The organism is Ruminococcus sp. 8Y-12 (assembly GCF_058119865.1).
The window spans coordinates 704,384-727,431 of record NZ_CM176623.1 but is presented as its reverse complement, the minus strand read 5'-3'; the positions used below and the strand labels follow the sequence as shown (position 1 = coordinate 727,431).

At 49.8% G+C, this 23,048-nt stretch carries 12 protein-coding genes; all 12 read left to right on the top strand.

Annotated features, from left to right (window positions below):
• The first annotated feature begins 42 nt into the window (after window positions 1–42).
• The 12 genes from AC0THY_RS02600 to AC0THY_RS02545 all read left to right on the top strand — a co-directional run bounded on the left by AC0THY_RS02600 (window position 43) and on the right by AC0THY_RS02545 (window position 23,039).
• The gene (locus AC0THY_RS02600) at window positions 43–1,890 is read left to right on the top strand and encodes a sensor histidine kinase (protein ID WP_489992912.1); all 1,848 of its coding nucleotides are present in this window, start codon (window positions 43–45) and stop codon (window positions 1,888–1,890) included.
• Window positions 1,865–3,049, top strand: coding sequence for a helix-turn-helix transcriptional regulator (locus AC0THY_RS02595; protein ID WP_489992911.1), 1,185 nt, complete (start codon window positions 1,865–1,867; stop codon window positions 3,047–3,049). The genes AC0THY_RS02600 and AC0THY_RS02595 overlap by 26 nt, the downstream gene beginning before the upstream one ends.
• A 9-nt stretch (window positions 3,050–3,058) precedes the next feature.
• Window positions 3,059–4,261, top strand: a complete 1,203-nt coding sequence (locus tag AC0THY_RS02590; protein WP_489992910.1) for a sugar ABC transporter substrate-binding protein — start codon at window positions 3,059–3,061, stop codon at window positions 4,259–4,261.
• A gap of 112 nt (window positions 4,262–4,373) precedes the next feature.
• Window positions 4,374–5,720: an extracellular solute-binding protein gene (locus AC0THY_RS02585; RefSeq protein ID WP_489992909.1), complete on the top strand. Its 1,347-nt coding sequence runs from the start codon at window positions 4,374–4,376 to the stop codon at window positions 5,718–5,720.
• 55 nt (window positions 5,721–5,775) lie between these two features.
• Window positions 5,776–6,687, top strand: coding sequence for a carbohydrate ABC transporter permease (locus AC0THY_RS02580; RefSeq protein WP_489994137.1), 912 nt, complete (start codon window positions 5,776–5,778; stop codon window positions 6,685–6,687).
• A 1-nt stretch (window position 6,688) separates the two neighbouring features.
• The gene (locus AC0THY_RS02575; protein ID WP_489992908.1) at window positions 6,689–7,522 is read left to right on the top strand and encodes a carbohydrate ABC transporter permease; all 834 of its coding nucleotides are present in this window, start codon (window positions 6,689–6,691) and stop codon (window positions 7,520–7,522) included.
• A gap of 12 nt (window positions 7,523–7,534) precedes the next feature.
• The gene (locus AC0THY_RS02570; RefSeq protein WP_489992907.1) at window positions 7,535–9,466 is read left to right on the top strand and encodes a glycoside hydrolase family 127 protein; all 1,932 of its coding nucleotides are present in this window, start codon (window positions 7,535–7,537) and stop codon (window positions 9,464–9,466) included.
• A gap of 752 nt (window positions 9,467–10,218) precedes the next feature.
• Window positions 10,219–11,874, top strand: a complete 1,656-nt coding sequence (locus AC0THY_RS02565) for a response regulator (protein WP_489992906.1) — start codon at window positions 10,219–10,221, stop codon at window positions 11,872–11,874.
• Window positions 11,875–11,939: 65 nt separating this feature from the next.
• Window positions 11,940–12,959, top strand: coding sequence for a beta propeller repeat protein (locus tag AC0THY_RS02560; RefSeq protein WP_489992905.1), 1,020 nt, complete (start codon window positions 11,940–11,942; stop codon window positions 12,957–12,959).
• A gap of 149 nt (window positions 12,960–13,108) precedes the next feature.
• Window positions 13,109–15,943, top strand: coding sequence for a beta-xylosidase family glycoside hydrolase (locus AC0THY_RS02555; RefSeq protein ID WP_489992904.1), 2,835 nt, complete (start codon window positions 13,109–13,111; stop codon window positions 15,941–15,943).
• Window positions 15,944–15,967: 24 nt separating this feature from the next.
• A complete protein-coding gene (locus AC0THY_RS02550) occupies window positions 15,968–20,572 on the top strand; it encodes a glycoside hydrolase family 3 N-terminal domain-containing protein (RefSeq protein ID WP_489992903.1) in 4,605 nt (1,534 codons plus the stop codon).
• Window positions 20,573–20,606: 34 nt separating this feature from the next.
• The gene (locus tag AC0THY_RS02545; RefSeq protein WP_489992902.1) at window positions 20,607–23,039 is read left to right on the top strand and encodes an InlB B-repeat-containing protein; all 2,433 of its coding nucleotides are present in this window, start codon (window positions 20,607–20,609) and stop codon (window positions 23,037–23,039) included.
• Window positions 23,040–23,048: the final 9 nt, after the last annotated feature.

The following is a 23,048-nucleotide window of genomic DNA, read 5'->3' as shown; positions in this document are numbered from 1 at the left end:
TTCAAGGTAGAATGTGGAAGTGGAGCCAGGGGAACAGAAACTATGTGGAAAAAAATTGTACGAAAATATAACAACTGGAAGCTGGGAACCAAACTGCTGTTTGGGTTTGTCATGGGTTCCATCATCCCTCTTCTCGTAATCCTGACTATTGGATACAGTGTAAACAGGGAGGTCCTCAGCAAGAAAATCGACCAGCTTATGGTAAACAACCTGACTCAGATTGCGGAGAGGGTACATCTGAATATTGAGACATACTCCAGCCTTTTATACCAGATCTATACGGATGACGAGATTATTGAAAATATCAGTATCATGACGGACAACACCAGGCAGGAGTACGCGTTTGCCTACAACAGAATCTACAATAAACTAAAGCAGTACAACAACAGCAGCCTGGGCATACGAAGCATCTGTATCGTGTGTGTGGACGGCTCATCTATCACAGCGGATTTTCAGACGGACTCTGTGCTGGACAATATCTGGACTGCTTATCCCGATCTGCGGCAGACAGAGCCGTACGTAAACTGCATAGGGCAGCCCAATATGGTTTTGACCCCCACCATGCGGTTCGTGGACAAGGGCAGGGAAAAGTACTACTTCCATATGTCAAAGCGCCTATTTGATTTTGCGCATCTGGATATGGAAAGCATTGGGACAGTAATCATGTCCATTGATGAGAGAATGCTGGAAAAGATCTGCAATTCGGGTGAGGAGAGCAACCAGGAGCTGGATGAGCACAGCCTGAACTTTATTGTCACCGAGGAGCGGAGGGTGGTCACCTATCCGGACGCCTCCTTTGCGGGCCTGGGGATCAATCCGAAGCTGGATATCGCGGACTTTGTGCGAGTCAGCGGGTTTCTGCAGAAGCAGAATACGGCAGTGAATCAATACAAAGACCCGGAGACCGGGTGGATCTTTTACAATGTGTACGACCAGGACTATATGCTGAAGGATCTGCTGAGAGCCCAGATGATCCTGCTGCTGGCAGGCTCTGCGGCTGTCCTGATTGTGATTCTGATCATGATCTACACCATATACATGGTAAACCGGTCCGTACAGTCCTTGCTGCAGGGGATCTTTCAGGTGCAGGAAGGGAATCTGGACACTATAGTGCCCCAGGAATCAGAGGATGAGTTCGGGGTCATTGCCAGGAATTTCAATATCATGACAGCCAGAATCAGGGAATCCATCCAGAAGGAGCAGGAGGCCAGGAACCGGCAGAAGGATGCGGAGATCCGGGCTCTGGAGGCGCAGATCAACCCCCACTTCCTGTACAATACCCTGGACTCCATCAACTGGATGGCCATTGAGCGGGGGGAGTATGAGATCAGCACCATGCTGAGAAACCTGGGAGTCATACTGCGCTACAGTGTCAATAAGAGCAATCAGCTGGTGGCGCTGTGGGAGATGCAGGACTGGCTGCACAAGTACATCAGCCTGCAGCAGATGCGGTTCAACCATGCATTTACCTATGACATCCATTTCGATGAGAGCACCCTTCAGGCAAAGATCCACAAGCTGCTTCTCCAGCCCTTTGTGGAAAACGCCATTATCCATGGGTTTGATGAGATGGAGAGCGGGGGATATCTCCATGTGGAGTGCCGTTTTTCTGAGGAAGAGAAGTTCCTCATTTTTATAATAGAAGACAACGGGGCAGGGATGCCCCAGGAGCGGGTGGAGGAGTTCAATGACCCCAAACGCGCCATCCTGGACGACGGGCGCAGCATTGGCCTGCACAATGCATTTGCAAGAATGCATATGTACTATGAAGACCGGGCCAGCTGGACCATCAGCAGCATCTTGGGACTGGGAACCGTGGTTACCTTGAGAATACCGACAGAAGAAAAGACAGGAGAGAACGAGCATGAGGATACTGATTGTGGAGGTTGAGGAAAAGATTCTGGAGGAGAAGGGGCGGATCGAAGGGACGCCCCAGGGATATCTGCGCACCATGCTTCTGGGCAGCGGGGAGGAGGAGGCCAGGAGCCTTCGGCTGCTGCTGGAGACAGGCGCTCTGTCCGGGGTTCGCAAAAGCTGGCTGTTTCTGGGCTATATGGGAGGGACGGATGCCTCTTATCTGGAGGGGTGCAGGCAGAACTTTGAGGTCCTTCAGAAGAAGTATACCCAGCACAGGATCTACTCCACCTTTATTGAGAATACCCAGGAGTATCTCTGTCTGATCCAGGCGGACCTTCCTAAAGAGCGCATATGCAGTATGATGGAACACCGGATTTTTATGGAAAAGAGCAAAAGAGGGATGCCTCTGTGGACAACCACCTGTATACAGCACCCCGCAGAGCTCAGGGAGAGCGTCAGCAAGATGCGCACCTGGTACACCTGGGCCATGGTCCTGGGCTATGACCATCTGATAACGGAGGAGGAGATTGACTGCTTTAAGGCAGAGGAATTTCAGTATCCCGTGGGACTGGAGAACAGGCTAAAGGCTGAGGTGTGCAAAGGAAACCGGGAAAAAATCAGTGAGTGCGCCAAAGAATTTGTGGCCCTGATGGGGCAGCAGAGATGCAGCCCTTTCCACATACGCGAGAGCTATATCCGTATGGTGAACTTCCTTCTAAATCTGTCCAGTGAGGTGGCACAGGAGGGATACCGGCTGATGCAGGAGCTGGGGCCTATCCACGAACTGGGAAGAGCAGTGACCCTGTTTGAGATGCAGGAGTGTTTTTTTAGGGTGACGGAGGTGCTGGAGAACGCGGTCAATAAAAAAGAAGATATCCGCAATTATACTGTCAACAGGGCCATCAGCTACATACGCGAACACTACCAGGAGGTGATCTCCCTGGAGGAGATGGCGGGCAGGCTGGACATTACACCGGAATATCTGAGCACCCTGTTTAACAGGGAGATGGGAATCAATTTCTCCACCTTTTTAAAGAAGTTCCGGGTAAGTCAGGCAAAGCGGCTTCTAAAGGGCAGTGATATGAAGATTTACGAGGTGGCAAATGCGGTGGGATACGGAGATTCCAAGTACTTCAACCGGGTCTTTCGGGAAGAGGTGGGGGTATCCCCGGGGGACTACAGGCAGTCGTAGGAGGAGACAATGAAAAAGAAAAAGATGGTGTTTCTGCTGGCAGCGGCAGGCATGATTTTGCTGGGATGCAGCAGACAGCCGGCAGATGAGGCACAGACAGAGGCGGCCAGGGAGGAGCTGATTCTCTGGTCTTACTATGAAACAGATGCGCAGAGGTCGGGACTGAGCGCCCTGATCGGGGGCTTCAATCAGTCCCAAAACCAGTATCACATGACATGGGAATACGTCCCCATGACGGATTTTGACAAAGAGCTTTCCAGATCCTACACCGAGCAGGAGCTGCCGGATATGGTGCTCATCGACAATCCGGACATGCCTGCCTTTATGAGGATGGGGATTTTTGAGGATATCACAGACCGCATAGGGGACTGGGACCTGTTGGAGGAGTACTACCCTGCGGCTCTGGAGACGGTCCGGCTGGACGGCCGTTATTACGGGATTCCCTTTATCTGTAATAATCTGGGTTTGATTTATAACACGGAGATGCTTGAGGAGGCCGCAATCGATCCCCCGGAGAACTGGGAGGAGCTGCGCAAAGCGGCGGCGGCGCTGGCCACAGAGGAGCGGAGCGGATTTTTGATGTGCGCCATATCCTCCGAGCAGGGGGCTTTCCAGATCATTCCCTGGATACTGGGCGCAGGGGAGGAGGCGGATGAAATAGGAGGCAGGCTGACAGAACAGACATACTCGTTCCTGAACAGCCTGGTGGAGGAGGGCAGCATGTCCGCTGACTGTATCAATCTGTCCCAGACGGATGTGGCGCGCAAGTTCATCGCAGGGGAGACGGCTATGATGGAAAATGGTCCCTGGATACTGTCCATGCTGGACAAGGCGGGTGTGCCCTACGGAATTGCCAAGTTCCCGGAAGGGGCCAGAGAAGCCATGATCACAGGAGGAGAAAATATCGGCATTGTGAGGGGCAAGAATGTGGATGGAGCCCTGGCCTTTCTGCAGTACTGTCAGGGAGGCAAGGTGATGGAGAACTTCTGCAAAAATACGGGGGCTCTTCCGGCCAGAAGGGAAAACGCCAGGAAGCTGACCCAGAGCCAGCCAAAGCTTCAGGTGTTTGCAGACCAGATGGAGTACGCCATACCCAGGACCTCCATACCGGAGTGGAACACGATCTCGGAGTCCCTGACCAGCAACTTTTACAGCATGATATCAGGGGAAATCACGCCCAGGCGGGCAGCGAACGCCATAGGCATAAAATGATTTAAATATATCCACCTATATTAAAATATTAGAATTAAAGAAAAACCAAGCCTCTCTTATAATGTAGATACCAGGAAAGATACTGGAGAACAAAATAAGGGAGGTTTATACTATGAAGTTTAAGAAGATCGCAGCCATGATGCTGGCAGCGGCCATGACATGCACCCTGCTGGCCGGATGCGGCGGCTCAGGCGGAAATCAGGCGGACAGCGCATCAGCGCCAGGGACAGAGAAGAGCCAAACAGCAGCGGCTGACACAGAAGCGCAGCCGTCAGCCGCGGACACAGAAGAAGCGGCGCCGGACAAAGAGGAGGCTTCCGGAGAGAAGAAGGAAGTGGTGATCTGGGACTACTTTGAGACAGATGCCCAGAAAGAAATGATGCAGAAACTGATCGACGGATTCAATTCTTCACAGGAAGAATTTACCGCATCCCATACATACGTGCCCTTTGCTGATTATGAGAAACAGCTCACGCTGGGTCTGGCATCCGGGGAGCTTCCGGATCTGGTAATCATGGACGGATGCGGAATGGCGTCCTTTATCCAGCTGGGACTTATGGCGGATGTGTCAGACGCGGACATTGACTGGGACGCGTACTTAAAGGGACCCATGGAGTCCACTATGATGGATGGAAAGCATTACGGCATTCCTTTTGCAACCAACTGTACGGCACTGTTTTACAACAAAGACCTGTTTGACGCAGCAAATCTTGCTTACCCGGATGAGAATACTACCTGGGCGGACTTCAAAGAGATGGCGGCAGCCCTCACCAAGGACGGCGTGACAGGATTCGGAAACGCGGCGGTGGGTACGGATGAGGGAACCTTCCAGTGCCTCCAGTGGCTCTACACAGCAGGCGGTTCCTATACAGACATCGGGAACGGAAAAGCAGCCTATGAGCTTATGAAGGAGATGATAGACGCTGGTTCCTGGACAAAAGAGTGTGTAAACTGGACCCAGTCTGACGTTAATAACAACTTTATGGCAGGCAACATCGCAATGCAGCAGAACGGTCCCTGGCAGATCCCCGGCATTGAGGCCAACGCTCCGGAGCTGAACTACGGGGTTACTGTACTTCCCAAGCTGGACGAGAATGCTGGCCAGGCAACCTCCATTCTGGGCGGTGAGAATATCGGCGTGGTGAACAAAGAGGATACCTCAGGGGCAGTTGCCTTTATGAAATACTATGACCAGAACGAGATCATGGTGGAGGCAATGAAAATGTATGGATCCTTTCCACCCAAGACGGAAGCAGCACAGGACTCCTACTGGACCGATGACCCGATTCAGGCAGCTTTTATCCAGCAGCTTGAGACATCCATCCCCAGAGGACCATCCGCATCATGGCCATCCTATTCAACAGCAATTCAGACAGGGTTCCAGAAAGTCATGACAGGCGCAAAGACTCCGGATCAGGCTGCCACAGATACGCAGGCGGCAGTGGACGCGGTAAAATAGAGATGACGATTCGGGACTGTTCCTTTAAACAGTCCCGTTTTCATTACAAGGAGGGATCAATGTGAAGCTTAAAAAAAGAAAGTCAGCGGCATGGCTGGGCGTGGTCTTTGCCCTTCCGGCGCTGGTCTATATGATGTTTTTCATCGGATATCCGATGATAGAGAACCTGATATTGAGTCTGAAAAACGTGGATGTGTATACATTTGCCGACAAGTCAGCCCAGAGCTTTGTGGGACTTAAAAATTATTCGGAGCTTTTCAGCAGCGCCAACTCCGTGCTGCTGAAGTCCATAGGAAACACCCTTATCTTTACTGTGGCCTCTATCTTTTTCCAGTTTATCATTGGATTCGGTCTGGCGCTGCTCTTTAACAAAAAATTTCCGGGATGTTCCTTTTTCCGGGGCGTGACCATGATTTCCTGGCTTCTGCCGGTGACAGTGGCCGGTCTGCTGTTTAAGTTTATGTTCCAGCTAAACGGCGGTATCATCAACCAGTTCCTCACTTCCATAGGAATCCTGAACCAGCCCATCGAGTGGCTGCTCCACGGGAATACAGCCATGACTGCAATTGTGGTTGCCAATATATGGATCGGCATACCATTTAATATGATGCTGATACTGACCGGACTGACCACCATTCCGGAGGAGATCTATGAGAGCGCCAGTCTGGACGGGGCCAACAAATTTCAGACTCTGTTCAGGATCACGATTCCCATGATTAAACCCGCAATCATGTCCGTGCTGACACTTGGATTTGTGTATACCTTTAAGGTGTTTGACCTGGTTTGGGTAATGACTAAGGGAGGACCCGTGAATGCCACGGAGCTGGTTTCCACCTATGCGTACCGGCTTTCCTTTGAGGAGTTCCAGTTCAGCAAAGGTGCGGCAGCGGCCAACATTCTGTTTTTGATTCTGCTGTTTGTGGGATTTTTCTATATCCGCACCATAGATGATGATGAGGTGATGTAGCATGAAAAAGGAGACAAAGAAAAAAATAGGACTCTTAATTGTGGGGGCGATCATATTTGTGATTTTTATCTTCCCCCTTTACTGGATGCTGGTGACAGCACTGAAAACCCAGGTGGAAATCTTTCAGATCCCAACGCCGCTGTGGCCGAAGGATCTGACCTTTGAGGCATTTCAGAAGCAGCTGTCCGCTTCCAGTGATACCCTGAGGGGGTTTCGCAACAGCTTTATCATCGGCCTGGGAGCCATGGCGATCTCCACCATCCTCGCCATCCCGGCATCCTACGGTCTGGCCAGATTTAAGTTTAAGGGTAAGAAGGTGATTATCCTGCTGTTTTTGATCACGCAGATGCTGCCCTCCACCCTGGTGCTCACCTCCCTGTACATCATGTTTTCAGGGGCCAAGCTGTTGAATACCTACTGGGCGCCCATTCTGGCGGATGCCACGCTTGGGATACCCTTTTCCGTCATTATACTGAGGACGTATTTCCTCTCCATCCCCAAGGAACTGGACGAGGCGGCCAAGATCGATGGGTGTGGGCATCTGACCGCCTTTGTGAAGATCATGCTCCCCATTGCAAAGCCGGGGGTGGTAGTGGCGGCAGTCTTCTCCTTTGTGTACGCGTGGGGGGATCTGATCTATGGAATCACATTTATCACAAACCCCAATATGCGGCCCATCACATCCAGTATCTACAATTATGTGCAGCAGTACCAGACACTTTGGAATTCCACCATGGCGTTCGGCATCATTGCCATCCTGCCGGTGGTGCTGATCTTTATATTTATGCAAAAGTACATTGTAAGCGGTCTCACAAACGGCGCAGTGAAGGCATAGAGGAGGGACAAGATGAGACTCAGATCTGTTGAATTAAAAAATATACACATTGAGGACGCGTTTTGGTCTAAACACGTGGATTTGGTGAGAAAGGCAATCATTCCATACCAGTGGGAGGCCATGAATGACCGTATCCCGGATGCCCAGTCCAGCCACTGCCTGGAAAATTTCCGAATTGCCGCGAAAGAGGCGCAGGGAGAATTTTACGGAGCGGTCTTTCAGGACACGGATGTGGCAAAATGGCTGGAGGCAGTGGGCTTTTCTCTGGCCTGCTACCCGGACAAAGAGCTGGAGCAAACGGCGGATGAGGCCATTGACCTGATCGCCGGGGCCCAATGCAGTGACGGATATATCAACACCTATTTTACCATCAGGGAGCCGGACAGGCGGTGGAAGGATCTGGGCGCAGGCCATGAGCTGTACACAGCCGGGCATCTGATGGAGGCCTCAGTGGCTTACTACCAGGGAACGGGAAAGAGGAAATTTCTGGACTGTATGTGCCGGTTTGCGGATCTGATCTGTGACACCTTCGGGACAGAGAAGGGGAAGATCTACGGATATCCTGGCCACCAGGAGGTGGAGATCGGACTCATAAAGCTCTGGCAGGTGACAGGAGAGCAGCGGTATCTGGACCAGGCAAAGTACTTCATCGATGCCAGGGGAGTGGGGGAAAACTATTTTCTAAAAGAAATGAGCAGGCCGGACCATCACCTGATCTTCCCGGAGTTTGCAGACTATGATCCCAGATACTCTCAGTCCCACCTGCCGGTGCGGGAGCAGACCGCAGCAGAGGGCCATGCGGTGCGTGCAGTTTATATGTACTGCGCCATGGCGGACCTGGCGGAGGCTTACGGGGACACATCCCTGATGAGAGCCTGTGAGAGACTGTGGAAAAACATGGTGGAAAAGCGCATGTATGTGACAGGGGGCATCGGTTCCTCCGGCATCCTGGAGCGGTTTACCACAGATTATGATCTGCCAAATGATTACAATTACTCTGAGTCCTGCGCCTCCATAGGACTTGCACTGTTCGGGCTGCGAATGAGTCAAATCACCAGAGATGCGGGCTATATGGACATTGTGGAACGGGCGCTTTACAATACCGTTCTTGCGGGTATTGCCCTGGACGGAAAGAGCTTCTTCTATGTGAATCCCCTGGAGGTATGGCCGCCCGCCTGCATGGACAGGACATCCAAAGAGCATGTAAAGCCGGTGCGCCAAAAATGGTTTGGTGTGGCTTGCTGCCCTCCAAATATAGCGAGAACATTGGCCTCCCTGGGACAGTATCTTTACAGCGTATCCGAAGATGCTCTTTGGGTGAATCTCTTTGCATCCAGTGAGGCAGAGACACGGGTGGGCGCTCAGAAGGTCCGCCTGGTACAAAAGACAGAGTTTCCAAGAGACGGCCATATCCGGTTTGCGGTTTCCTGCGAGAAGCCGGGGATGAAGCTGGCGGTGAGGATACCGGAATATGCGAAAGACTGCAGACTCGACCGTGCGCCGGAGCGTATAGAAAAGGGATATGCTTATTTTACAGTATCAGAGGGGGAGTGGAACCTGGACATGCGCTTTGAGATGCTCGTCCGAGTACTCCGCGCCAACCCCCAGGTCCGGGCGGACAGCGGGAAGGCTGCGCTTCAGAGAGGGCCCCTTGTCTACTGCCTGGAGGAGATTGACAACGGACCGAATCTTCCGGCACTGTTTCTAAAATCCGGTGAAGAGATCAGGGAGCGGTTTGAACCCGGTCTTTTCGGGGGAACCACAGTGCTGACGGCACAGGGGATGCGGATTTCAGAAAAGGACTGGAAAGAGGGGGAATTGTACCGGGAAAGAACTATGAATTTTGAGAGTACAGAGCTTACCTTTGTGCCCTATCCCTACTGGGGGAACAGGGGGATGGGGGAGATGCTGGTGTGGGTGAAGGAGTGGATCTGCGGGAAATGACAATGAAATATCTTCTGTTTCTGTTGGCTGCCTTATCAAGGCGGCTGACAGCTCAGGAGATATTTTTTTGTGTCTTATGTCCGGTTGAAACCTGTCTGCAAAGGCAAATAACAAAAATTTAAGACGGACAAGTCCCCAAATGCCAAATTTGTTTTTTATTTTAAATTTGTGCTGACATTCGCAAAAAAAGTCTGCTCCAAAGCGGATTATAATGGTTCTGTAAAAATATCTGCACTTTTGATAATGGAGAAAAGAACAGAATGCAAGAGGTGTAAAAAAACAAAAAATATTGTATACAAAGTCAGAAGATCAGAACAGTGGAAGCTGTTTTTTTGTTGAAAAAGTCTAAAAAGCCGATAGCCCACATAAACACTAGGGTTATCGGCTTTTTCTAAAAATGTTGTATGTCTTCAACCATTTTCTAATCTGAGCCCGTACATAGGCTTCCGGAGCATCTGCAATTTTTAACAGCTCAAAAGGTTCACGAAAATTTAGCAAAAAACAAGCTAAAAATAGTTTATATATAGCACAAATTTAAGGTAGTCAAGTCCCAAAATGCCAGGAATTCTTATCTGGACATAAATTTGTGCTGGTATTTGCAAAAAAGTCTGCTCCAAAGCCGATTATAATAGTTTTAATAGGAAATATTTATTGGTACAAAAGACATAAAGGTGGATATATTTACGGTCAGGCCGCTTTAACGGAGGGCTGAAGTAATCCAATATCGAGCGAAGACAGGAGGACACGAAACTATGACAAAGATATTGGTTTGTGATGACGAAGGGATTGTGCGGGAATCGCTGACATTTATTATTCATAAAAACTTTGGTAATGAATGCCAAGTAGAAACGGCAAAGAATGGCAGAATCGCCATTGAGCAGGCAGAGAGTTTCCGGCCGGATATTATCCTGATGGACATACAGATGCCGGGGATCAATGGAATCAACGCAATGGAGGATATACGCCGGGAAAACAAAAATGTAGTATTCATTGTTTTAACAGCATACGACAAATTTGAATACAGCCAGGCAGCTATTAATCTGGGGGTATTTTCGTATCTGACCAAACCGATCAATCGGGATGAATTATGTGATATCCTGCGTAAAGCCATGAAGCAGATTCGGGAGCGCAAGGCAAAGGCCAGCTCCGACCTTTTGGTAAAGGAGAAATTGGAAGCGGTTATTCCGATTATCGAGAGTGGATTTATATACAGTGTAATATTGGAAAATAATAATGTCTCGAATTCTGTAGACTATGGAAGATACCAGGATGCTGATTATTCGGTGCCGGAGGGGATCAGCTATAGGGAATTGCTGGATATTCATGAGGAATATGGCTGTGTTGTGGTCATAGAATGCGGAGACGAACTGCAAAAAGGAAATCTGAGCAATAAAGTGGGTGCAGGAATCAAACTGCAGAAAAATTATCTGATCTTCCGGGAAACCATAAAAGAGATGCTGGCAGCAGTGGTGGGCGAGGTTATGGCCAATAAGGTGATTGCCATTATCCCCTGCAAGAGTGCGGAAGAGTCTTACGACGAGCGGGTTTTGAAGATTGAAAAGATGCGCACGCTGCTGCGTAAGCTGGAGCAGCAGATTGGGTTGAAATTCAAGGCGGGGATTGGCCTGGTCCGTCCCTGGAGCGAGATGGCGGAGTCCTACCGGGAGGCCAGTGAAGTGGCGCACCAGGGAGTGTGGAAGGTGACCCATGCCAAGGATATGCCGGTTAGCTGTGTGTATGAGGAAACGTATCCTGTTGAGGTAGAAAAGCAGATTTTTGACGCCGTAGAAAAGGGGGATGTGAAAAGGGTAAAGCATTTTAGCGAAGCATTTATCAGGTGGCTGGAGAGCTGCAGTCCCCAATTAAATAATACAGTACGGTTAAAAGTCATCGAATTTATTCTCTGGGCAGAACATCTGGCCTATATGCAGGGGGGTATGGTTTACCGGCTGGACGACCGCCGGGGTTATTTGGACACCCTGCTTTCTCTGCAGTCCTATAAAGCGTTGGGCCGCTGGTTTGTCCGGAAGATGGAGGAGGCGGCGGTGCATATTGCCATGAAGCACCGGGAGAAAACAGGAAATGTGGTGGAAACAGCCAAGGAATATATCCGCGCCCATTTTACCGGAGATCTGTCTCTGGAACATCTGGCAAGAGAGATCGATATCAGTCCTTATTATCTGAGCAAGCTGTTTAAGGAGATTGAAGGGGTTAATTATATCGATTATGTCACCAGCCTTCGGATCGAATATGCAAAGACGGTGTTGAACGAAAGCGGGAAGAGCATCAAAGAAATCTGCTGTGATGTGGGTTACAGTGACCCCAATTACTTCAGCAGGATATTTAAAAAATGGACGGGAGTTACGCCCACAGAATATCGGGAAGGAGGTGTAATGAAAAAGGAGTGAAATAAGGTGTTTTTAGATGGATTTTTGCATGCAACTGCCAGATAAAAAATAAGGAGGTACAAAAAATGTTTAGGACAGCAGGTTTCTTTAAGGCATGTTTGGGAGTGTTCATCGGTGCATTCGTTATCACCCCGCTTTTAGCCGGATGCGGCGACAGAGCTGCGGCACAGACGCAGAAAATGACTCCCGGGTATTATGATGCCGAATTTGAGGGTACATCTGCTAAAGGCGATGCGTTTCTCGCTTGTGGGACGGGCGGCCGCCTGGACAGGATCTTTGAGGATGGATCGCAGGAGAATATACCGCTGTCAGTGGACGGCAATGATTTGACCGATGTGCTCATCGATGGAGAACTTACGTTGGTTTGTGGGGCGGAGGGCACCGTAGTCTTTTGCCGCAACGGCGGTGAGTTTCAGGCTGCGTCCGGTACAGGCAGGGAGCATATCATGGGTCTGGCTCAGTTCAAAGGAAGCTATTATGCCTGCACTTACAGTGGAGAAATTCTCATGTCGGATGACGGGGAATCCTGGAAAACCAGTATACAGCTGTCCGAAAAACCGCTCATTGCCATCAAAGCCGACAGTACGTATTTAATGGCAATAAGTGAAGACACCGATATTTATAAGACGAAAGACGGAGAAAATTGGGATCATGAGAACTACAACAAAGTCTATGATGGCTATGCGCCGCAGCAAATCTTTCATAACATGGAAAATTATCTGGAAACCTTTACCATAATCGGAAGTCAGGCCGACAATCCCGAAGCACCGGCGGTTATGTTGTCATCGAATGGGGGGGAGGTTTGGTCAGTACAGGGCTCTAAGGAGATCAACGGACGTCCGCCTGAAGATTATTACCCACTGACAATCAACGCATTAAGCTTTTTTGACGATATGCTGCTGGCCGCGTGTGACAAGGGCAGGATTTTAACTCTTACGGACTGTCCGTCATGCGACACAATAACGGAAGCAGCCGATGGAGACTTGCACTGCATTGCGGTCAGCAAGGATAAAGTGTTGGCGGCGGGGAGCGGTTTTGTATTTGAGGTTATGGACGGCGCTGAGTTCAGCGTGAGTGATAACTGATAAATAGTTACTATTCACAGCCACTGTTCCGCGTGTTGCTGTTCACAGAACTGCGTTTTTTGCAGGGCTGTGAATAGTAACGATAAATAAGATGCGTCAAAGCCAGTAAGATCAATAGATTCAGGCTTGACAGAAAAGGAAGGGAGATTATGGTAAAAAAAACATGGAAACGATTCCTGCTGTCTGCTATAGCGGCAGTCTGTGTGCTGGGAGCCGGTGCAGAGCCGCTTGAGAGTCATGCGGATACGGGAGAAGAGAAATACTATGGAACCTCCAGCGACAATGGGGACGGAACCTTTGACAATGACGCGATGATGGATTCGGACACGCCGGACCCCCGTATTATCTGTCATGAGGGCGCATTCTATATGCTTTCCACCTCGATGCATTTTTCACCCGGAATACCGGTGATGAAATCCTATGACCTGGTTAACTGGGAAGTGGTCAACTATGTATACAACATAATGGATGATTACGACAACCTGGCCATGCGGGACGGCAAATACGATTACGGTGCGGGCTCATGGGCGCCCAGCCTGACGTATAATCCCAGGGATGAGCATTTTTATGTCTCACATACGTCCAATACCTCCGGCAAAACCTACTTCTATAAGACGGATGATATCGAAAACGGGGTTTGGGAACAAATCGTATGCGATACCTTTTTTCACGATGCAAGCCTGTTCTTTGACGACGATGGAACGCCGTATATGTTTTACGGCAGCGGATCTATTCTTGTTGCAGAACTTAAGCAGGACTTTTCAGGGATGGAAGGATCCCCCAAAACCATTATAACGGCGGCTATGACTACAGAGGTGGCCGGTAGTGCGAATACCTTCCTGGAGGCAACGCATGCCTACAAGGTAAATGACACGTACTATGTTTTCATGTGCGGCTGGCCGAGCGGAATGACAAAGGTACAGTACGTCTTTAAATCGCAGACGATTGATGCAGGCTATGAAGGAAAACTGCTTATCAACGATGACATGGGACGCGGCGAAGGCGCAGCCCAGGGCGGTATCCTCCCTATGCCGGACGGCAGCTATATGGGATTTTTCATGCACCGCCGCGGGGCAGCCGGCAGGGGCGTTGTGCTGACGCAATGTGTTTTTGATGAAGAGGGATGGCCGGTTGTGACGGAAAATGACAGCAAAAAGATCAAGCGGATCATGAAGATTCCTGTTGAGGGAACCTTTGAGAAAAAGAGCATAGTAAATTCCTATGATTTCAACAATGGCGAGACGCGTCCCTCATACACCTGCCAGGATCAATATGACGACCCTGCTGGAAAGGAACCCGGAAGATATACCTACAACGGCTCGAACTTAAAGCTTGGCTTTGAGTGGAACCATAATCCGGACAATCGTTACTGGTCTTTGACAGAGCGTCCGGGATATCTGCGGCTGACCAATGGCAGCCTGGCAGCCAACGGCGTTGTGACCGGAGCACGAAATGTCCTGACAACCAGAACCTTTGGCCCGGAAAGTACCGGAAGCATTGCCATGGATATCAGTGAAATGAAGGACGGGGATGTGGCCGGACTGGCAGCCTTTAACCGCCTGTACGCTTACTGCGGAGTCAAAATGGAAGATGGACAGAAGTCTGTCATTTACAGAACAAAAGTCAATGATGAGAATCCAGGAGCCTTTGACAATAATGATGAATGGGCAGAGACCGTGATTGCTCCGGTTCCGGAGGATGTCACCCGGGTTTACGTGAAGCTTTACAATGACTATAAGGTTTATGGCAATGAAAGAGCTTACTTTTCCTACAGCCTGGACGGGGAAAGCTGGGTGAATACCAATATGTCCAGAAAGGTGGATTTCGGATATCCGCAGCATTTCGTTGGTTACCGTTTCGGCATTTTTAATTTTGCCACGCAGGAAACGGGAGGCTATGTGGATTTCGACTACTTCCTGCTGGGGGACTATGGCCCGCAGCAGCCCCGTGATGATCAGGAGGCGGCCATGAGGGCGGCGGAAAAGCTGGATGCAATCCAGACCTTAACGCCGGACAGCGCGGAAGCGATCGCGCAGGCACGCCGTGCCTACAGCGAGCTGACTTTGGTGCAGAAGGAGTTCTTTGCTGCCGGCGGTTCACTAAAGAGGCTGGAGGATTATGAGGCGGCTTATGAGGCGCTTCAGAAGATCTGTGCAGTGAAAGAGCCGGTCACAGCGGGCAGCAGAACCGCCATTGAGGCAGCCAGAAGAGCCTATGATTCCCTGAGTGCAGACAGAAGAAAGCTGATTGCGGCATATTATCCGCTGCTGGTCAAAGCAGAAAAAGAATATTCTGACATAATGGCGGAAACGCCGAAATTTAAGGATCTCTCCAAAGCAGCCGTCAGTGAGATTACAGCGCAGAATTATACCGGAAAACCTCTGACGCCCGCCTTTACGGTTACCCTGGACGGAAAGGTGCTGGCAAAGGACAGAGATTATACAGTCGCTTATAAGGATAATGTCAAAATCGGAACGGCTGCTGTTACGATTACAGGAAAGCTTGACTATAGGGGATCGCTTACCAAAACCTTTGCGATTACACTGAAAAAGGGACAGGTATGCAAAGCCGGAAGCTACACGTATAAAATCACGAATGCAGATCTGACCGGTAAGGGAACAGTTGAACTGAAGGGCACAGTCAGCAAGAAGCTTAAGCGCATCAAAGTAAGCGACACTGTCACCATCGGCGGCAGGAAGTTTCGGGTAACCGCAGTCGGCGCTTCCGCATTTAAGGGCTGCAAGAACGCCGTTCGGGCTGTGATTGGAAAGAATGTAAAGACGATTGGGAAAAATGCATTCGCGAAAGCCTCTAAGTTAAAGACGATTCAGATCAAGAGCACGGCGCTTAAGAAAGCGGGAAAGAACGCTTTTAAGGGTATCCATGCCAAAGCGCGTATCCGGGTGCCGAAAAAATGCTATAAAAAATATCAGAAAGTCCTGAGGAATAAGGGACAGAAAAAGACAGTGAAGCTCGTAAAATAACCTGATATGCGAAAGGAGAGGACGATGAATGTGAAACTTAAAATGAAAGGAAAAAAGCTCGTCAGCTTACTGCTATGCCTTTGCATTGCAATGTCATTTCTACCACGCCTCGCTTTGCCCTACGACAGGGTTGAGGCTGGTCAACTGCGGGCTACCGAGCCGTTATCACGGCCCGCTGCGGGAACTTCCCGCGATGAGATTCTTGAATACTACGGAAACGGAGCATTTGGAGATACCTCGCTGACCTTCGAGGAACGGGCGGCCGATCTCGTCTCACGTATGACCCCGGCGGAAAAACAGGATCAGCTATTAGCTTTCTGGGGACAGCCGAGGGGGGCTGTACCCACGCTTGGCATTCAGGCGAACAGATGGTGGAAAGAGGCGCTTCATGGCATAGGCCGTGAAGGAAAAGCCACATCTTTTCCTTCCCCGCTGAATATGGCTTCCATGTGGAATCCAGACCTCATGCTTAAAATAGGTATTGCTATCTCCAACGAAGGACGCTATCACAGCAATGCAGGACATAACGCCAGTCCCGGCAACTCATTGACCTATTGGTCTCCCACGATCAACCTGCACCGCGATCCGCGCTGGGGCAGAAACGAGGAGAGTATGGGTGAGGACCCCTATCTGGCCGGCGTGACGGCAACCATGTTTGTCAGCGGTATGCAGGGTGATGAAAGGACTGCAGAGCTAGACCCGTACTATGATCCGAAATACCTCAAAACAGCAGCCACGATGAAGCATTTTGCTGCCAACAACAGCGAGGGAAACCGCCACGGCGGTGAGACGGATATTGACGACAGGGTGCTCCGGGAATATTACCTGAACGTTTTTCAGCAGGTTGCGGAGAATACGGATGTAGAAGGAACTATGACGGCTTACAATAAAGTCAACCGCGTACCTGCGCCTGCCAATACGTATCTTGTGGACGACCTTCTGCGCAAAACATGGGGCTTTAACGGTCATGTGGTTTCTGATTGCGGCGCGGTTCAGGACATTGTCAACGGTGCAAACGGTCTTTGGCAGTACACAAAGGAATCGCCGGCACAGATGTCTGCCGCCCGTTCCATAAGAGCGGGAACGGACATGAACTGTTCTTTCAGTAATGTATATAACAGCAACACATTGGCTGCCATTGACTCGGGGTATATGACCGAGGATGATATGGACCGGGCGCTTTTGCGTGCTTTCACAGAGCGTATGAGGACAGGTGAGTTTGATCCTCCGGAGGAGAATAAGTACAGAACAATTCCTGACGTGCTGGAAGCAGAGCCGCATCTGGAGCTTTCAAAACAATCCTCCCTTGAATCCCTGACGCTTTTGAAAAATGAAGTTCCAGCCACGCCGCAATCTATGGACAAAAAGATATTGCCGGTGGATCTGGACAGCGTGCCGGATGGAGGCACCATTGTAATGGTGGGTGACTTTGCCAACTATTTTGAATTGGGTGATTACAGCGGGTCTCCGGAGAACATCGTTACAATAAAAGACGGTATGAGGGAGTATATTGACACTTACAATAGCGAAAATCCGGGCAGGAATCTGCAGTTTAAGCATTTCAACGGAAACTCATCAACTGCCGGAGGCGGCGCGGAGGGTTATCTGAGAAACATAAATCAATTTACATTTGAATATGCAGATAAAACCAGTGTCTCACAGGAAGCGGCCAATGCCAACACAGTCGTTGGTATGCAGAGAGAAGGAAGCAACTTAGGGTATATTACGGATAATTCCTATGCCACATATGCCACTGGTCTGGACATAGCCAACCTTACAAGGATTACGGTAAGTTCTGCCGCACCAAGCACTTCGCATAACGATGTTTATATCCACTTCCGTGCCAGAGACAATAAAGGTCCCGTGCTGGCAACCGTCAAAACCAACTGCACGTCAGACTGGCAGGACTATCGAATCTACAGTGCGGATGTTGACGGCGCCAAACTCGCCGGGATCATAGAAGAACTGGGAACCACTCCGACAATATGCATGGTGGTATCCAGCGACAGCAACCCTGACCCTGTTTACGATGAAACAAACATGGCGGCGGATTATAATGATGCGCTGGCAGCAGCAACGGAGGCTGATCTTACCATAGTATTTGTGGGAAGCGGACAGCAGGCAGCCGGCCTTCCGAGTGGATACAAGCTGTGCGCTGAGGAAAAGGACCGGGCGAATCTCAAGCTCCCGCTTCTGCAGGACATAATGGCGCGCGAGGTTTGTAAAACTGCCAAGAGGAGCGTTGTGGTGATGCAGTCGGTTGGTTTCCATGCGGTAGATGAGTTCATCGATGAAACAGACGGCTTTATTTTTACAAGCTACAACGGCCAGTATCAGGGCTGGGCGCTTCCACGGGTTATTTTCGGAGACTATAATCCCAGCGCGCGTTTACCGTTCACCTGGTATGCGAATGAAAGCCAGATGCCCAATATACTCGATTACTCCATCCGGCCGGTAAAGGACGGCGATGGATTTACCAATTATGGACGCACCTACCAGTATTTCACAGGTGATGTACAGTGGCCCTTTGGATTCGGCCTGTCCTACACTGATTTCGAAATCTCCAATGTTCAGATTGACAAAACGGCCGCTGGTGTCAAGGACAAAGTAACCGTGACGTTCGATGTTGAAAACAAGGGATCTGTGCCCGGCGCGCAGACTGTTCAGGTGTATGTGTCTTCGCCCAAGGCGTACACATCCTCCGGTGACCGCGACTATAGTTTTCCTGTGAAGCAGCTCAAGGGATTCAAGCACGTAGAGCTTGAACCAAATGAGAAGAAAACAGGTCTTTCAGTGGAACTGGATGTAAATGAATTCTTCTTCATCACCACGCCTGACGGCGCAGGGACGGAGGGATTTGAGAATGAGTTCGGCAGACCTCTGGAAGCAGGCAGACGCGTTGTTTATTCCGGCAACTATGAGATTCAAGTGGCTTCATCCAGCGATGACAGCGACATTGCTGAGAAGAAGACGCTTGCCGTTAAAGGAACGTCAAATCCTGACGGCAGCCCTGAGGACGGTTTCAAACCGTGGCTCAAGACAGCAACGCTTTCCGGCTCAAAGATCTGGGCTGAACCAGGTGCATATGTCAAGTCGAATCTGGCCGTTGCCTTGAGCGATGAGACGCTCTTCCAAAACGATGAAAGACAGCTGAAACCTCAGATCAATGAGGTAACCGGTACTCCCCATGAACCCATAACAATACAGGAGATGCTAAATCAGCTAAAAGACTACGGTGTTGAGTGCAATGTGGAGTTCACCAGTGACAACAGCCGAATAGCACACGTAAATGCGCAGACAGGAGACGTAAGGGCACTGCGAAACGGGGTTACCACAATCAGAGCCAGAGTCACGATAAACGGCAAGACATGGGAAAATGCCGCCTCTGATGAGAAACTGGAGGCCTCATACCCGCTGGCAGTAAACGGAGCCCCTCTTCAGCATGTGGAAAGTGTCAGTGTGAATACGGATACTCTTATATTGGAGACAGGAAAAACAGGGACACTAAAAGAAACGGTCCTGCCGGAGAATGCGGCGGTCAAAGATGTGACATGGTCAACGTCCAATCCAAATGTGGCAACGGTGAAAGATGGACAGGTAACCGCAGTAACGCCGGGTGTGGCTACAATTACTGCGACAACCATTGACGGAGAAAAGACAGCATCCTGTATAGTCACCGTAAAACTCTCAGCAGCCGACAGGGCGAAAGGCGAGGAGGCGCTTAAGCTGATCCGGGAGATCGGAACCGTAACCTTTACAGCGGAAAGCAAGAGAAAGATAGAGGCCGCAAGAAAGGCGTACGATTCCCTGACGGCATTGCAGCGGACTCTGATTTCAAGAGAGCAGCTGCAGATATTGACGGATGCCGAGGCTGCGTACAAGAGGCTGGAGGCCGGACAGGGAGCAGACAGAGCGGCGGTTGACGCTGTGATCAGGCTGATCAACGGCATTGGAAATGTCAGCACGTCCTCCAAGCCAAAGATAGATGCCGCACGAAGGGCATACGATGCTTTGAGTGCAGAACAAAAGAAACTGATTACAGCAGCGCAGCTGAATATTTTGAAGGACGCAGAGGCCAGGTACATGACATTGATTGCAGCGCCAAAGGCGGGAGATACTTTCAAATCAGGCAAGCTGTGGTATAAAGTCAAGACGGCAGCCAGGGGGACAACGAAAAAGACAGCCGGAACCGTCGCTGTACAGAAAGTAAACAAAAACAAAAGCATACGCGGCAGCCTTACGATACCGCTTACTGTCAAGAGCAAGGGCTACTATTACAAAGTCGTAACCATACCGGGCAATGCTTTTAACGGCGCCAAAAAGCTGAAAAAGGTGACAATCAAAGATAATGTTACAAGCATTGGAGGCAGCGCGTTCCGTGGGTGCACAAGCCTTACAAGCGTATATATAGGCGCTGGCGTCACAAAGATAGAGAAAAAAGCCTTCGAAAACTGCAAGAAGTTAAAGAACATAAGAATCAAGAGCAAGAAATTAAAAGCAGTGAAGGCAAAGGCATTCAGAAATATTCATAAAAATGCAAGAATAAGAGTGCCTGGCAGCAAATTAAAGGCCTACAAGAAGATTCTGAAATATAAAGGCCTGGGTAAATCAGTTAAAATCACTAAATAAAAAACTGAAAAAGAAGAAGGGAAGTGTGTTATCTATGAAAAAAAGAATTTTTGCATTATGTACCTATGTTTTTATGATGCTTGCAGGGTTTTCCCTGTTTAACTATTCATCCGTGTTTGTTTATGCCGCTCAGGGAGACACTCACAGGATATCTTACAATCTGGACAGCGGCACATTAGGAGAAGGAAAGTGGGACACTTATACGGAGGGAGAGGAATTTACCCTGCCGCTTCCCAAGAAGGAGGGCTGCGCATTCTTGGGGTGGTATGAGAATCCTGAGCAGAGCGGCGAGCCGGTCACGACGATTTCAGCAGAGGATACGGGGAACAAAGAATTTTGGGCAAAATGGGCTGAAAATCTTTTCTACAATGATTTTGAAGACGGATCAGAGCAGGGCTGGGTGGCAAGATCCAGTACGATAGCTAACACAAGTGATTTTGGCTATCTTGGATCAAAGCATTCTATATTTGTAAGCGGACGCAGCGAAGATTGGCAAGGCGTGACACGTCCGCTGGATCCCCAGATATTTGTGCCGGGTGAGACATATGGTTTTAGCGTAATGGCCATGTACATGAACGGCGCTGATGCGTCGAAGACATTCGTGCTTACACTTCAGTATTTGGATGAAGCGGGGCAAATGCAGTGGGGCCGCATTACAACAACTGACGGACTCAAAGGGCAGTGGGTGCAGCTTGCAGCCAGTGAATATACAATACCGAAAGGTGCAACGGAAGCCCAGCTTTTGGTTGAGACTGTAGAGGGTGAAACTGTTGATTTCTATGTGGATAACGCCATCGGCACCGTTAAGGGTGGCAGGATAGCTGCGGAAATCGAAGAGCCTTTTACGGTTACGCTCACAAGATCAGGGTCAGACAGTGGTATGATAAGCAGTACACCTCACATAAAGGGTACAGAGGTGACGATTACCGGAACGCCGCGTTCGGGAAATAAGTTTCTCCGTTGGGAAAGCGAGGACGTTAAAATAGCCGACAGTAACAAGGAAGTCACCACTTTTACCATGCCGGAAGCGGACGTTGAGATAACGGCTGTTTACGAAGCGCTCACCTCATATACCATCACATACAATCTTGACGGCGGTACCCAGCAATCGGGAAGCTGGGGAGTCTACTATAAGGGCGAGGAGCGGAAGCTGCCCACAACACCCAGAAAGACGGGGTATAAATTTGGTGGCTGGTATGACAACAAGGAACTGACAGGAACTCCCGTTACGGCGATTTCAAGCACGGAAACAGGCAACAAAGAGTTTTGGGCAAAATGGATACCGAACACCTACACCGTAACCTATCACATGGATGGCGGAACACAGCAGCCGGGAACCGATTGGGAGAGCTATACCTATGGTACAGGTCTGACACTGCCCGCCGCACCCACAAAGGAATATCACACATTTCTGGGATGGTATTCCAACAAGGGATTGACAGGGGAACCTGTCACAAAGATTCCGGGCGACGCCACAGGCAATAAAACGTTTTGGGCAAAGTGGACGCTGGCCAGCTACACGGTAACTTACAACTTAAACGGCGGTGTACAGCAGCCGGGAAATCATTGGGGAAGCTATACCTATGGCACCGGGCTGGAACTACCAACTGCACCCACCCGGGCAAACTATACCTTTGAGGGCTGGTACGACAACGCCGGACTGACAGGACAGCCTGTTGTGAGGATCGCAGAGACGGATTCAGGCGAAAAGAAGTTTTGGGCAAAATGGTCGGGCGGAATATCTCAGGATGAAATCGCGGCAAACGAGGTCATAAGGCTGATCAATGAAATTGGGACCATAACTTCGGGCAGCGGGAACAAGATAACATCCGCAATGGCAGCATACAACAAGCTGACGCCCGCACAGAAGAATCTGGTGACGAACTTCGGAAAATTAAAAGAAGCGGAAAAGACGTTTTACAGCATCGTAAGCCCTGCATCAGGAAAACAGTTCAATGTGGGCGCTTTGAGATACAAAGTGACAAAGAGGGCAACTGGGGAAGGCTCTGTGGGTACTGTGCAAGTAGTGGGCCCATCCAAGTCCGGAAAGCGCATAACGAAGATCACCATACCAAACACAGTTGCGGCGAAGGCTTCAAATATTACGTTTCAGTATAAAGTGACAAGCATAGCGGACAATGCGTTCAAGAATTGTAAGAAAGCGGTCAAGGCAGCCATTGGCAACAACGTGACAACCATTGGTAAAAATGCATTCATGGGATGTAAGAAGCTGAAAAGTGTCACAATCGGAAAAGGTGTAAAGAAGATCGGAACAAAGGCATTTTACAAGACACCGGCGCTGAAGACGATCAGGGTGAACACGACGAAGATAACCAAGAAGATTGGGGCTAACGCCTTCCGGGGAATCCACAAAAATGCAAAGATAAAAGTGCCGTCGAGCAGACTGGCGAAATACAAAAAATTCCTGAAAGCCGGGCAGAAGAGTTCTGTAAAGATAACAAAATAATTGGACACA

Bases quoted from the DNA above. Each gene is read 5' to 3' on its own strand.
- AC0THY_RS02600 (WP_489992912.1), top strand. From the start codon at position 43: ATGTGGAAAAAAATTGTACGAAAATATAACAACTGGAAGCTGGGAACC.
- AC0THY_RS02595 (WP_489992911.1), top strand. From the start codon at position 1,865: ATGAGGATACTGATTGTGGAGGTTGAGGAAAAGATTCTGGAGGAGAAG.
- AC0THY_RS02590 (WP_489992910.1), top strand. From the start codon at position 3,059: ATGAAAAAGAAAAAGATGGTGTTTCTGCTGGCAGCGGCAGGCATGATT.
- AC0THY_RS02585 (WP_489992909.1), top strand. From the start codon at position 4,374: ATGAAGTTTAAGAAGATCGCAGCCATGATGCTGGCAGCGGCCATGACA.
- AC0THY_RS02575 (WP_489992908.1), top strand. From the start codon at position 6,689: ATGAAAAAGGAGACAAAGAAAAAAATAGGACTCTTAATTGTGGGGGCG.
- AC0THY_RS02570 (WP_489992907.1), top strand. From the start codon at position 7,535: ATGAGACTCAGATCTGTTGAATTAAAAAATATACACATTGAGGACGCG.
- AC0THY_RS02565 (WP_489992906.1), top strand. From the start codon at position 10,219: ATGACAAAGATATTGGTTTGTGATGACGAAGGGATTGTGCGGGAATCG.
- AC0THY_RS02560 (WP_489992905.1), top strand. From the start codon at position 11,940: ATGTTTAGGACAGCAGGTTTCTTTAAGGCATGTTTGGGAGTGTTCATC.
- AC0THY_RS02555 (WP_489992904.1), top strand. From the start codon at position 13,109: ATGGTAAAAAAAACATGGAAACGATTCCTGCTGTCTGCTATAGCGGCA.
- AC0THY_RS02550 (WP_489992903.1), top strand. From the start codon at position 15,968: ATGAATGTGAAACTTAAAATGAAAGGAAAAAAGCTCGTCAGCTTACTG.
- AC0THY_RS02545 (WP_489992902.1), top strand. From the start codon at position 20,607: ATGAAAAAAAGAATTTTTGCATTATGTACCTATGTTTTTATGATGCTT.